Origin of the sequence: Caballeronia sp. INDeC2 (assembly GCF_023631325.1) — a bacterium.
Lineage (GTDB): Bacteria > Pseudomonadota > Gammaproteobacteria > Burkholderiales > Burkholderiaceae > Caballeronia.
Window position 1 is genome coordinate 328685 of the sequence record NZ_JALQDG010000003.1, and the last position, 13613, is coordinate 342297.

Consider the following 13613-nt stretch of genomic DNA (forward strand, 5'->3'; position numbering starts at 1 on the left):
ACACGCCGTGTCGCATCACCCAGTATTCCGCAACCCCGCCGCGATCCCGTTGATCGTCAAATGAATCCCGCGCCGCAGGCGCACGTTCTGATCGCCCGCGCGATGGCGCTTCAGCAGCTCCACCTGCAAGTGATTGAGCGGATCGAGATACGGAAAGCGGTTCTTGATCGAGCGCGCGAGCAGCGGGTTATCCGCGAGACGATCGCTCTTACCCGTGATCTCGGCGAGCACGCTCGACGTGCGCTCATGCTCCGCGACGATCTTGTCGAACACGGTCTTGCGCAGCTTTCTGTCGGTGACGAGCTGCGCATAGCGCGACGCCACCGCGAGATCCGTCTTCGCGAGCACCATGTCCATGTTCGACAGCAGGTTCTTGAAGAACGGCCACGTCTTGTACATCTTGCGCAGCGTCGCGAGGCGCTTCGCGCGTTCGTCGTCGGAACCGGACTTGTCGAGATACGCCGTCACTGCGCTGCCGAAACCGTACCAGCCCGTCAGCAGCAAACGGCACTGGCCCCACGAAAAGCCCCACGGAATCGCGCGCAAATCTTCGATCTTGCGCTGCTTCGGGTCCTGCAGCTTGCGCGACGCCGGCCGGCTGCCGATGTTCAGCTCCGCGATCTCCGAGATCGGCGTCGACAGGAAGAAGTAGTCCGTGAAGCCGGGCGTCTCGTAGACGAGCGCGCGGTACGCGGCCATCGCGGAATCGGACAGCGTCTGCATCGTCGCTTCGAATTGCGGCAACTGTGCGGGTGCGCTCTCGTGCGGCAGCAGCGATGCTTCGAGCGTCGCGGCGACGACCGTCTCCAGATTGCGCCGCCCGATCTCCGCGTTGGCGAACTTGCTCGCGATCACTTCGCCTTGCTCGGTGAGGCGAATTTGCCCGTCGACGGTGCCGGGCGGCTGCGACAGAATCGCCTGATAGGTCGGGCCGCCGCCGCGTCCGACCGTGCCGCCGCGCCCGTGAAAGAGACGCAGCGTCGTGCCGCGTTCCTTGAAGAGCGTGACCAGCGCCAGTTCCGCGCGATACAGCTCCCAGTTCGACGTGAGAAAACCGCCGTCCTTGTTGCTGTCCGAATAGCCGAGCATCACTTCCTGCTCGTTGCCCTGATTCTCGATCAGCTTGTCGATGCCCGGCAGCGCGAAGAACTCACCCATGATGACCGGCGCATTGCGCAAGTCGGCGATGGTCTCGAAGAGCGGAATCACCATCAGGCCGTCGCGCGCGGGATCGTCCTTCGCGCCGAGGCAGCCTTGCAGCACGCCGGTTTCCTTCTGCAGCAGCATCACTTCCAGCAGATCGCTGACGGTTTCCGTGTGCGAGATGATGTAATTGCGCACTGCGCGCGCGCCGAACTTTTGACGCGTCGCGCGCGCCGTTTCGAGCACGCCGAGTTCGCTCTTCGCGAGGTCGGAGTATTCGGCGTACGGAAGGCGCAGCGGACGCGGCTGCGCCAGTTCCTTCAGCAGCACTTCGCGCTTCTGCTCTTCGGAAAGCGACGCGTAATCCGCGACGACGCCCGCGCGCGCGAGCAACTCCGCCACGACCGCCTCGTGAATGTCCGAGCTCTGCCGCAAGTCGATGCTCGCGAGATGAAAGCCGAACACTTCGGCGGCGCGCGCGAGCGGCGCCAAACGCAGGATCGACATGGACGCGCCGTGATGCTCCGCGAGCGAGTCGACCAGCACGTGCAGGTCGCGCACGAATTCGGAGGCGTCGGCGTAAGGCTTCGCGCGAATCTGCGGCGCGCCCGGGCCCGCGCTGCGCACCGCGACGACGCCTTCGCCGAGCCGCACGCGCGCGCTCGCCGCCAGCCGCGTATAGATGCCGATGAGCGCGCGCCGATACGGCTCGTCCGTGCGATGCGGCGACTGATCCGGCGAGGCGTCGGCGAGCGCCTTCAACGCATCGCTGGAACCGGCGAGCAGATTCGACACGGACAATTCCGCGCCGAGCTTGTGCGTCTCTTCGAGATAGTGTTCGAAGATCACGATCGCCTGACGCGTGATCGCGGTTTCGAGCGTTTCGCCGGTGACGAACGGATTGCCGTCGCGGTCGCCGCCGATCCAGCTTCCCATCTGGAAGAACGGCGGCAGGCGCACGGGCAGGCCGTGCTCGGCGAGCGCGCCTTCGATATCGGCGTAAAGCGCGGGAATCTCCGCAAGGAAGGTCGCGCGATAGTAGGACAGCGCGTTGTCGATTTCGTCCGTGACGGAGAGCCGCGTGTCGCGCAACATGCGCGTCTGCCACAACGACGTCACGCGCGCGCGCAGCACGGCTTCGTTCTGCGCGCGTTCCCGGACGGTCAATTCCTGATCGCGTTCGGCGAGCAAGCGAGCGATGTCGTGTTGCGCATCGAGAATGCTCTTGCGCGAGACTTCGGTCGGATGCGCGGTGAGGACCGGCACGATCAGCGCATCGCCGAAGAACTTCTCCAGCAGCTTGCGCGTCGCGCTGATGTTCTTGTGCTCGCGCATGCGCTCGATCGCATAGGCGATCGTGCCCGGCTGCGAGACGGAACCGGCGAGCGCGTGAATGCGGCGGCGGCGATTGTGATGCCGGTCTTCGGCGATGTTCGCGAGATGCGAGAAATAGCTGAACGCGCGCACGACGGACACCGTCTGTTCCGGAGACAGCGCGCGCAGCTTCTTCTCGAGCGTCTGCGCGGCTTCGCTGTCGTCTTCGCGGCGGAACTTCACCGCCGTCTGACGAATGGCTTCGACCACGTCGAACACGGCGTCGCCTTCCTGCTCGCGCAGCACTTCACCGAGCAGGCGGCCGAGAAAGCGGATGTCCTCGAAGAGCGGGCGGTCCTTGTCGTCGCGCGTGCGGCTCGTCGCGGATTTCGGCGCAGCCGCGCCGTTCGCGCGCGGCGCTTTCGCCTTGACCGCAACACGTTTGGCCGCGGCCTTGACGCCTGGCCTCGGCTTCGGCGCGACGGCCGCTTTCGATGCCTTCGCGGCCGTGGCGGCCTTCGTGACGATGGGCGACGACGCCGCGCGGGGCGCGTCGGAGGAGGAAGACTTGGGCAATGCGGCGTTGCGGCGCGCCGGGCGAGCCGATCCAGAAGACGTCACGTTGGGTTCCTCTCAGAAGCTGCGAAGCCAAGTCCACATCGACGCGATACGGCATCCCGATGGGCGCTGTATCGAACAGGAAACAGCAGGCCGCGCGAACGGCCGTGCGTCAAACCGGCGAAAGCATGCCGCGGCGTTTGCGGGCTCCGGAGCGTACGTCGCGCGCGAAGCGGCCTGCGCCGTCGTTCACCCGGATACACACGCGCCACGGACGCCCCGAAAGGCGCTTCGGACAAGGCTCCCGCGCGCTGCCCGTGTGTCAGTGGACCGTGGCGTGCGTGCTACCATTGTTCGCTAATGTCTATTCATCCATCCCGTCATTCGATCGAGCATCAATGAATTCCGAGACGCATTCAACGACACCGCCCGCGAGCATCACGATCGCTTCGCGGGAGAGCCGGCTTGCGATGTGGCAGGCCGAGCATGTGCGGTGTGCGCTGCACAAATTATATCCATCTTGCGACGTAAAAATCCTCGGAATGACAACGCGCGGCGATCAGATTCTGGATCGCACCTTGTCGAAGGTCGGCGGCAAGGGTCTCTTCGTCAAGGAGCTCGAAGCCGCGCTCGCCGATGGCCGCGCCGATCTCGCCGTGCATTCGCTCAAAGATGTGCCGATGGAACTGCCCGAAGGCTTCGCGCTCGGCGCCATCCTTGAACGTGAAGATCCGCGCGATGCGTTCGTGTCGCCGCACTACGAATCGCTGGAAGCGTTGCCTGCGGGAAGCATCGTCGGCACGTCGAGCCTGCGCCGCGAAGCGATGATCCGCGCGCGCTTTCCCGCGCTCGAAGTGCGTCCGCTGCGCGGCAATCTCGACACGCGTCTTGCCAAGCTCGATCGCGGCGAATACGCGGCGATCATCCTCGCGGCCGCCGGGTTGAAGCGGCTCGGGCTCGAAGCGCGCATCCGCGCGTTGCTCGATCCGTCGGAGAGTCTGCCCGCGGCGGGGCAGGGCGCGCTAGGCATCGAGATTCGCGCGGATCGCGCCGATCTCGCCGCGTGGCTCGGGCCTTTGCACGATGAACCCACCGCGCTCGCGGTCGAAGCGGAACGCGCGGTGTCGCGGGCGCTCGGCGGCAGTTGCGAAGTGCCGCTCGCGGCGCATGCCGTGTGGCGCGAAGGCGCGCTGCATCTGCGCGGCGCGGTGGCGATGCCCGACGGTCAGCGCGTGCTGCGCGCGGAAGAATCCGTGCGTTCGCCCGATCTCGCCGCCGCGCTCGCGCTCGGCAAGCGCGTATCGTCCGATCTCGAAGCGCAAGGCGCGATGGACATCGTCGACGCACTCACGACGATGAGCCGCGCCGACGCCCCCAACGCCGCGCCCTCGGCGCCGAAGTCCTGATGGCGAGCGAGCGCCGCGCCACTGTCGTCGTCACGCGTCCCGGCGGACAGTCGTCCGCCTTGCTCGCGCAGCTCGCGAGCGCCGACTTCGACACGCTGGAATTCCCGCTCATCGATATCGCGCCCGTCGCCGACGATGCACCGCTGCGCGCCGCGCTCGACGAGCTCTTTCTGCCGCCCGACGTCCCGGGACGCTATGCGCTCGTCGTGTTCGTGTCGCCGAATGCGATCGATCACGCGTTCAGCCGGCTCGGCGCGCCGTGGCCCGCGGATCTGCCCGTCGCGGTCGTCGGTCCGGGATCGGTCGCGGCGCTCGTGCGGCAGGGCGTGCATGCGCCCGCGCACCGCGTGATCAGTCCGTCGACGGAAGAAGCCGATCCGCGTTTCGACTCGGAAGCGCTCTACGCCGCGATCGAAGCGCATTTCGGCACGAACGGTCTCGAAGGCAAGCGCGTGCTGATCGTGCGCGGCGACGGCGGCCGCGAATGGCTCGCCGAACGCCTGAGCGAAGCGGGCGCGCGGGTCGAGAAAGCCGCCGCGTATCGCCGCGTGCTGCCCGAGCCGTCGATGCAAAAGTGGGAGCGCATCCACGAGTTGCTTGCGGGAAAACCGCACGCGTGGCTGCTGACGAGTTCCGAGGGCGTGCGCAATCTCGACGAACTCGCGCACGAACATCTCACCGCCGACGAACTCGTGCTGCTCAAACGCACGCCGGTCGTCTGCCCGCACCCGCGCATCGCCGAAGCCGCGCGGGGAGCGGGTTTTGATAGGATTACGGTGTCCGGCGCGGGCGACGAACGCATCGCACACTCGCTGGCAGCGCTGTTCCCGCTCGACACCGCCGAAGCAGCCGCGCAGGCGGAGCCGCAACGCAACCCACGCGATCCGGAGGCCCACGCATACGCGAGCGCTGCAGCGAGCGCATCGAGCTCGAAGCATTCCTCATCCGCGCCGACGGACGCCCATCCGGCCACCGCGCCGGCCCACCAAACGGCTCAATCACGCATGACTGATTCGAACGATTCCAAAAAAGCTTCACCTCAGCCGAACGTGACACCGCCCTTGCCGCCTAACACGCCTTTTACGCCTTTCGAGCAGCAGAAGCGGCGCGGCGGCGCGGGCATCGTGTTGTTGTGGTTCGTCGTCGTCATTCTCGCAGTGGCGGCGGGCGCGGGCGCGTTCGTCCTGAACCGCAAGTTCGACCGCGCCGACGCGCAACTGTCGCAACGTCTCGCCCAGGCCGACGAACAGAACGCCGATCTGCGCGCGAAAGCCGATCAGGCCGCGAGCGCCACTACCGCGCTCAATACGCAGATCATCCAGTTGCAAGGCAAGCTCAACGACGCCGAAGCGCACAGCCAGGCGCTCCAGCAGCAGTATCAGGATCTCGCGAGCAATCGCGACGACTGGACCGTCGCCGAAGTCGAGCAAATCCTGTCGAGCGCGAGCCAGCAACTACAACTGACCGGCAACGTGCAACTCGCGCTCTTCGCGCTGCAAAGCGCCGACACGCGCCTCGCCGCGACCACCGGCCCGCAGGTCGTCGCGATCCGCAAGGCGATCGCGCAGGACATCGACAAGCTGAAGGCCACGCCCACCACGGATCTCACCGGTCTCGCGATCAAGCTCGACACGGCCTTCGACCAGATCGACCAGTTGCCGCTGTCTGGCGAAGCGCCGATCGCTCGCGCCCGCGCGCAGACGGCCGAGCCGGCCAATAGCGCGTCGATCGCCGCGGCGACCGGCGAGCCGCGCTGGAAGGTGCTGTGGCATCAGATCACGAGCGGCATCGGGCAGCAGTTGTCGAGTCTCGTGTCGGTGCGTCGCATCGACAACGCCGACGCGATGCTCACGTCGCCCGATCAAGGCTATTTCGTGCGCGAGAACGTGAAGTTGCGTCTCTTGTCCGCGCGTCTGTCGCTGCTCTCGCGCAGCGAGCCGACGCTCAAGTCGGATCTGCACGCCGCCGATGCGGCGCTCGCGCGCTACTTCGATGCATCGTCGAAGAAAGTCCAGGCCGTGCGCGATCTCGTGAAGCAGGTCGATCAGGCGTCGCTCGCCGTCGCCGTGCCGAACCTGAACGCCAGTCTCGCCGCCGTCCATCAGTTCAAGCGAGGCGGATGATGACGATTCGTGGACTCATCTGGCTCGCGCTGCTGTTCGCCGTCGCGGTGATCGTCGCGACGGTCGGGGGCTTCAACGGCGGGCAGATCCTGCTCGTGATGCCGCCGTATCGGGTCGACATGTCGCTCAATCTGTTCGCGGTCGCGCTCGTCGTGCTGTTCATCGTGCTCTACGCGATCATCCGCGCGGCGCGTGGCGTGTGGAAGATGCCGTCGCGCGTCGCCGCGTATCGCGCGCGCAGCAAGCTCGCGAAGGCGAATGCGTCGTTGCGCGATGCGGTCGGGCATCTGTACGCCGGGCGCTTTTCGAAGGCCGAGAAGGCCGCGCGCGATGCGCTTGCCGTCGATCAAAACAAGGGCGCGGCCGGGCTCATCGGCGCAAATGCGGCGCACCGTCTGCACGAATACGCGCGCCGCGACGAATGGCTCGCGCAGGTCTCCGGCACGGACTGGCAGGACGCTCGTCTCATGGCGACCGCCGACATGCGCGCCGATGGCCGCGACGCCGACGGCGCGCTCGTCGCGCTTACCGAAATGCAGGCGCAGGGCGGACGGCGCATTCACGCGCAGCAGATCGCGCTGCGCGCGCAGCAGCAGTTGAAGAACTGGGGCGAAGTGCTGAAGCTCGTGCGCATGCTGGAAAAACGCGAGGCGCTGCATCCGGCGGTCGCGGTGCGGCTGCGTCAGGTCGCGGCGGAAAACCTGCTGCGCGACCGGCGGCACAATCCCGACGCGCTGCTCGAATTCTGGCAATCGCTTTCGGTGACCGAGCGCCAGTCGCCGCGTCTCGCCGATCTCGCCGCGGAGTTGTTGATCGCGCTCGATCGTCGCGCGGAGGCGAAGAAGATCGTCGAGGATGCGCTCTCGCACAACTGGGACGCGCGGCTCTTGCGGCGCTATCCGGATTGCATCGTCGGCGGCGACGCGTTCCCGCTGATCCAGCGCGCAGAAGCGTGGCAAAAGGAGCGCACCGAAGACGCCGACCTGCTCTTCACGCTCGGCCGGCTGTGCCTGCATCAGCAGTTGTGGGGCAAGGCGCAGGCGTTCCTCGAATCGGCGCTGAAACTCGCCGATAACGAACCGCTCAAGATCCGCACGCATCGCGCGCTCGCCCGTCTGCACGAGCAGCTCGGCGACACCGACAAGGCGGCAGAGCATTATCGTGCGAGCGCGCTGGCGATGAACGTTGTCTGATTGCGCGTTCCGTCGCGCGTTCGAGACAAAAGCCGCGTGGAAGAAACTTTCACGCGGCTTTCGGTTTTTTGGCCGGTACGGATGGCGATTAATGTTGTCTGTACGTTAGCGCACGACAGTGACGCGCCCGACGTGGTCTAGTTTCCTTCCAGTCCGAAGATCAAACAGGGAGGCGGCGTGAAACGAGGGCTTCGTGCGTTCATCGGGTTTGCGCTGGCCGTTTTTCTGTCGTGGCCCGATACATCGCATTACTTCGCGCAGGGGGTCATCACGACCGCGCCTTGGACGGGAACGTGGTCGGCCTCGCCGGACGTCACGGCCGATCCCGGCTTCAACAACCAGACGATTCGCCATATCGTGCACACGAGCATTGGCGGCACGGCGGCGCGCCTGACGTTTTCCAATCTGTTCGGCTCGAAGCCGGTCACGCTCGGCGACGTGCATATCGCGCGCCGTTCGAGCGGGGCGCGGACGATCGCCGGCACCGACCGCGCCGCGACCTTCAACGGCCAGCCCTACGTGACGATTCCTGCGGGCGGCACCGTGCAGACCGACGCCATCCCGTTCCAGGTGCCGGCGCTCGCCGATATCGCCGTGAGCTTCCACGTTCCGTCGCAAACGCCGCCGGGGTCGACCGGGCATATCGAGGGCTTGCAGGACAACTACATCGCGCCGGGCGACGTCAGCGCGGACCCGGCGTTCGCGGGCGGCGTCGTGAACGCGGCGGGTGAGCAGTCGTACTATTTCCTCACCAATGTCGATGTGATGAACGCCGCCGCGACGGGCGCGGTGGTCACGTTCGGGGCTTCGATCACGGACGGGTTTTCATCGACGCCCAATACGAACCGGCGCTGGCCGAACCGGCTCGCGGAGCGGCTGATCCGTGCGGGCATGACGGTCGGCGTGCTGAATCAGGGCATCAGCGGAAACGACTTCTTTACGAACGGTTCGGGGCAGGCCGGGCTCACGCGCTTTTCCCGCGACGTGCTCGCGCAGCCCAACGTGAAATGGGTGATCGTTTCCGACGATGCGGTGAACAATCTCATCAGCGGCAATCCGCCGAGCGCGCAGCAGATCATCGGCGCGTATCAGCAACTCGTCCAGCAGACGAGTGCCGCGAAAGTCGGCCTGATCTGCTCGACGCTCACGCCTTTCGAAGGCCTGGACGCATGGACGCCCGAGATCGAGAACACGCGCCAGACGGTGAATTCGTACCTGCGCACCAAGGAAAGCGGGTGCGACGCCGTGCTCGATCTGGCCGCGGCGCTGGGCAATCCGGCGGGCTCGGACATCTCGTCCGCGTTCACGCGCGCCTACAACAGCGGCGACGACCTGCATCCGAACGATGCCGGGATGCAGGCGATCGCCAATGCCGTCGATCTGAGCTGGTTCGCCGCGCTGCCGCCGATTAACGCGCCGACGGCGTGCGGCCGTCTCGCGCCGGGCGAAGGCCTCGGCGCGGGCGCGTCGCTCGCGGCGTGCGGCGGCAACGTCGCATTGAATCTGCGGAACGACGGTTATCTCGTCGCGATCAGGAACGGCGCGACGATCTGGTCATCGCGCGTGAGCGGCACGCCGGGGGTCGAAGTCCGCATGCAGGCGGACGGCAATCTCGTGATGTACGACAGCAACGGCGCGATGGTGTGGCAGACGCACACGTCGGGCAATCCGGGCGCCTTCGCGAATATCCTGTCGAACGGATATCTCGTCATCTTTTCGGCGCGCGGCACGGCGCTGTGGTCCAGCGAGGGATGAGAAAGGCGAGCGATCAGTAGGTCGGAACCGACGGATCGACCTGACGCGACCACGCATCGATGCCGCCGTACAGGTTGAACGTCTGCGTGAAGCCGCGCGATTCGAGGAACATCGCGACCTGCGCGCTGCGTGCGCCGTGGTGGCAGATGCAGACGATCTGCGCTTCGTCGTCGAGTTCTTCGCTGCGCGCGGGGATGTCGCGCATGGGAATCGCGACGATGTTGTCCAGCTTCGCCGTCTGGATTTCCCACGGCTCGCGCACGTCGAGTAGAACGGGAGCGGGGCGCGAGGTATCGGCGAGCCACGCGGCGAGTTCGGGTGCGGTGAGGTTTTGCATGCAGATCCTGGCAAGACGCGCGCTGCCGGCGATACCGGCGGCGCGCTTTCAGCTTAAAACTTGAATTGCGACGGATGCACCGCGTTCTTCAGCGGCGCGACGAGCGTCTCGAACACGTCCGACACGCGGAACTGCTTTTCGTCCACGCGCGTGATGATCTGCGCCTTCATGACCGGCGCCGAGCCGACGAACGCCGCGATGCGTCCGCCGATCTTCAGTTGTTCGAGAAATTCCTGCGGCATGACCGGCAGCCCGCCCGACACGCAGATCACGTCGTAAGGCGCGCCCTCGTTCCAGCCGCGCGCGCCGTCGCCGATGATCACTTCGGCGTTCGTCACGCCGTTCGCAGCGAGGTTCTGCTTCGCGAACTCGGCGAGTTCGGGCGAGATCTCGACCGTCGTCACACTGCGGCCGCGATGCGCGAGCAGCGCCGCCATGTAGCCGGAGCCGGCGCCGATTTCCAGCACGGTTTCGCCCTTGTGAACTGCGAGCTCCTGCAGGACGCGCGCTTCGACCTTGGGCGAGAGCATGCGCTCGCCGCCGGGCAGCGGAATTTCGAGGTCGGCGAAAGCGATGTTGCGGTACGCGGCGGGAACGAAGTTCTCGCGCTTGACAATCGAAAGCAGGTTCAGCACGTCCTGGTCCAGCACTTCCCACGGACGAATCTGTTGCTCGATCATGTTGAAACGCGCTTGCTCGATGTTCATGTTCTGTGTGCGTGATGGCGACCGGAGCGGGCTGCATCGCGGCCGGATGCGGGGCTAGAAAACTGTGCGATTGTAGCAAATGGACGGGTTTTCCCGCCCGTTTCGCGCATGGTCCACATGTGTCTAATGCGGCAGACGGATATCGAACTTGAAGGTGATGAGCCGCGCGATGAGGATGAACGCCGTCGAAAGCAGCACGTTGTAGATCGTGTCGACGTCGAGCCGCTCGAGTCCGAGATAGATCCAGCAGCCCGCGAACGCGCACACCGCGTAAGGGCGCGAGTCGCGCAGGATCAGCGGAATCTCGTTGCAGAGCACGTCGCGCAGCACGCCGCCGAATACGCCGGTGATGACGCCCATCATCGTGGCGGTGAAGGCGGGCATCTGCGCATCGAGCGCGATCGAGGTGCCGGACACGCTGAAGAGACCGAGGCCGATCGCATCGGTGATGAGCAGCGCGCGCTGGTCGAAGAGCCGCGACGTGAGGCGCAGAAAGATGGGCGCGAAAATCGCCATCGCGAAAATGAGGAGCACGTAGTCCTGATGCTCGACCCAGTAGAACGGGCGGCGGGAAAGCAGCACGTCGCGCACCGTGCCGCCGCCGAACGCGGTGACGAGCGCGACGAGAAACGCGCCGACCGCGTCGAGCCGGCGCTTGCGCGCTTCGATGAGCCCGGAGAAGGCGTACGCGAATATCGCGAGCGCCTCCATGAGGGTGATGGCAAGGGTGAGTCTAGGATGCACTGTCCGGCCTCGGATCGTGGTTCTTGCCGAGGCTCTTGTCCTGCGGATGATTGTGATGGCGAGGCGCGCCGCCCGGCTGAAGCAGCACGAGCACCGCGCCCGCGCCGCCGTCGTGCGGCCGCGCCTGACAGAACGCGATGACTTCCGATTTCTGCACGAGCCACGCCCGCACTTTGCCCTTCAGGACCGGTTCCTTGCCGATGGAGCCGAGCCCCTTGCCGTGGATCACGCGCAGACATCGGAGCCCGCGCTTCACCGATTCGCGGATGAACTCCGCGAGCGCCTCGCGCGCTTCCTCGCGGCGCATGCCGTGCAGATCGAGCTGCGCCTGTACGATCCACGCGCCGCGCCTGAGCTTCCTCACGACTTCCTGGCTGATGCCGGGCCGATAGAAGGACAGCGTTTCGTCGATGTCGAGCAGGCTTTCGGGATCGTACTCGTCGGAGAGCGCTTCCTGCAGCACGGCCTCTTCGTCGCGACGGCTTTGCAGCGGCACGGGCGCCGGCGGAATGCGCGTGACGGTCGTGCGCGGCGGCGTTTTGAGCGGTTCGACTTCGCCGATCGCGCGACGGAACTCGTCGGCATCCGCGACGGCTTCGCGTTCGGCGCGCGCCGCCGCGACCCGCTGCACTTCGCGCTTCTCGGCGTCGGCTTTCAGTGCGCGCTTGAGCGTCGACAGACCCGAGAGCCCGTCGCGCTTCACGGCGGCGGCCGCGTCGCGCGCATCGACCGGTCTGGCTTCCGCGGACGCGGCCGGACGCGGCGCTTCTTTGCGCCGGACTTTCGGTTCGTTCGGGTGAGGGAGATTCTTCGGCATCGTTCAGCCAGAGGAAATCGACAGGAGTCAGGCTCGACGCGGTGCGCGCCTCGAATCGAAAACGGGCCGACGGCATGAACCGTGGCCCGTTTTCATCGCGAGTCAGCGCTATTAGACGCGCCGAAAGCGGGCGAACTCCATTCTAACGGCTCGCCGCGCCGTGCCGCGCCCGAATGGACGCCCGATCAGCGATCCGCTTCGTGGCTCATCGAATGCGGCGTCGGCGTTTCGTCGATCGTTTCGAGATAACGCTGCGCGTCGAGCGCGGCCATGCAGCCCGTGCCCGCGCTGGTGATCGCCTGGCGATACACGTGATCCTGCACGTCGCCCGCGGCGAACACGCCGGGGATGCTCGTCGCGGTGGCGTCGCCGGTCGTGCCGCCCTTCGTGATGATGTAGCCGTTCTTCATCTCGAGCTGGTTGACGAAGAGATCGGTGTTCGGCTTGTGGCCGATCGCGACGAACACGCCTTGCAGCGCGATGTCCGTGGTCTGGCCGCTCTGCGTATCCTTGATGCGCAGGCCGGTGACGCCGGACGCGTCGCCGGTGACTTCGTCGAGTACGTGATTCCATTTGATATCGACGATGCCTTCCTTCTCCTTCGCGAGGAGCCGGTCGATGAGGATAGGCTCGGCGCGGAACTTGTCGCGGCGATGCACGACCGTCACCTTCTTCGCGATGCCCGCGAGATAGATCGCTTCCTCGACGGCCGTATTGCCGCCGCCGATCACCGCGACTTCGCCGTTGCGATAGAAGAAGCCGTCGCAGGTCGCGCAGGCCGACACGCCCTTGCCCATGAACGCTTCTTCCGACGGCACGCCGAGATATTGCGCCGACGCGCCCGTCGCGATGATGAGCGAATCGCAGGTGTACTCGCCCGAATCGCCGATCAGCCGGAAGGGGCGCTCGTTGAGCTTCGCGGTGTGAATGTGATCGAACACGATCTCGGTGTTGAAGCGGCGCGCGTGCTCCTCGAAACGCTGCATCAGTTCCGGGCCCTGCACGCCCGACGGATCCGCCGGCCAGTTCTCGACATCCGTGGTGGTCATCAGCTGCCCGCCTTGCGCGAGGCCGGTGACGAGCAGCGGCGACAAGTTCGCGCGCGCGGCGTACACCGCAGCGGAGTAGCCGGCGGGGCCGGAACCGAGAATCAGCACTTTTGCGTGTTTGGGCGAAGACATGATGATGGTCCGTTATTGATGGTCGGCTCGGAAATGCGCGTGGCCCGCAATGCAGCAATATCGACGCCGCTCGTGGCCGAGAATGCGCCGCCACGCTTCCGATGTACCAAATTTGGGTGCAAAAAGGGGATTATAAAGGTCGCTGGAAAAGCCTTCCGAATGAACCTTTCAATCGGTTTGATAGCCGCGGCGGCCACAAACGGCCGCATGACGCGCGCGTGACGAGTGTTACAGGTTGCAAGAAGGCGGCCGTTTTACGCCGTTCACCGCAATGCAGCGTTTACAATAGGCCACCGTTCCATGCGGCCCTTGCTCAGAGGCGCGAGCCGCAAGAA

The 13613-nt window shown here is 65.8% G+C and carries 10 protein-coding genes; 4 read left to right on the forward strand and 6 right to left on the reverse strand.

Translation table 11 applies throughout. The annotated features are described in order from the left end of the window. Positions 1–15: 15 nt before the first annotated feature. Positions 16–3078 carry a phosphoenolpyruvate carboxylase gene (ppc, locus tag NCS28_RS03155; protein ID WP_250512423.1) on the reverse strand — a complete coding sequence of 1021 codons (3063 nt, stop codon included), beginning with the start codon at positions 3076–3078 and terminating at the stop codon, positions 16–18. A 335-nt stretch (positions 3079–3413) separates the two neighbouring features. On the opposite strand from ppc, the gene hemC reads away from it, so the two are divergent. The 4 genes from hemC to NCS28_RS03175 all read left to right on the forward strand — a co-directional run bounded on the left by hemC (position 3414) and on the right by NCS28_RS03175 (position 9492). Further along, complete coding sequence (gene hemC, locus NCS28_RS03160) at positions 3414–4421, forward strand: hydroxymethylbilane synthase (protein WP_250512424.1); 1008 nt, start codon at positions 3414–3416, stop codon at positions 4419–4421. Next, the gene (hemDX, locus tag NCS28_RS03165) at positions 4421–6544 is read left to right on the forward strand and encodes a fused uroporphyrinogen-III synthase HemD/membrane protein HemX (RefSeq protein WP_250512425.1); all 2124 of its coding nucleotides are present in this window, start codon (positions 4421–4423) and stop codon (positions 6542–6544) included. The genes hemC and hemDX overlap by 1 nt, the downstream gene beginning before the upstream one ends. Then, positions 6544–7737: a heme biosynthesis protein HemY gene (locus NCS28_RS03170; protein ID WP_250512427.1), complete on the forward strand. Its 1194-nt coding sequence runs from the start codon at positions 6544–6546 to the stop codon at positions 7735–7737. Before hemDX ends, NCS28_RS03170 begins: the two co-directional genes overlap by 1 nt. A gap of 177 nt (positions 7738–7914) precedes the next feature. Then, positions 7915–9492: a GDSL-type esterase/lipase family protein gene (locus NCS28_RS03175; protein ID WP_250512429.1), complete on the forward strand. Its 1578-nt coding sequence runs from the start codon at positions 7915–7917 to the stop codon at positions 9490–9492. A gap of 13 nt (positions 9493–9505) precedes the next feature. On the opposite strand, the gene NCS28_RS03180 is transcribed toward NCS28_RS03175, so the two are convergent. The 5 genes from NCS28_RS03180 to trxB form a co-directional block, all read right to left on the reverse strand. Beyond that, on the reverse strand, positions 9506–9829 hold the full coding sequence (locus NCS28_RS03180; RefSeq protein WP_250512431.1) for a rhodanese-like domain-containing protein: 324 nt from the start codon (positions 9827–9829) through the stop codon (positions 9506–9508). A gap of 53 nt (positions 9830–9882) precedes the next feature. Beyond that, positions 9883–10536, reverse strand: a complete 654-nt coding sequence (locus NCS28_RS03185) for a protein-L-isoaspartate O-methyltransferase family protein (RefSeq protein WP_250512433.1) — start codon at positions 10534–10536, stop codon at positions 9883–9885. A 123-nt stretch (positions 10537–10659) separates the two neighbouring features. After that, positions 10660–11247, reverse strand: a complete 588-nt coding sequence (locus NCS28_RS03190) for a trimeric intracellular cation channel family protein (RefSeq protein ID WP_250513045.1) — start codon at positions 11245–11247, stop codon at positions 10660–10662. Between the two features lie 22 nt (positions 11248–11269). After that, complete coding sequence (locus NCS28_RS03195) at positions 11270–12097, reverse strand: Smr/MutS family protein (protein WP_250512435.1); 828 nt, start codon at positions 12095–12097, stop codon at positions 11270–11272. Positions 12098–12282: 185 nt separating this feature from the next. Continuing rightward, a complete protein-coding gene (trxB, locus tag NCS28_RS03200; RefSeq protein WP_284504738.1) occupies positions 12283–13278 on the reverse strand; it encodes a thioredoxin-disulfide reductase in 996 nt (331 codons plus the stop codon). Between the last annotated feature and the right edge of the window lie 335 nt (positions 13279–13613).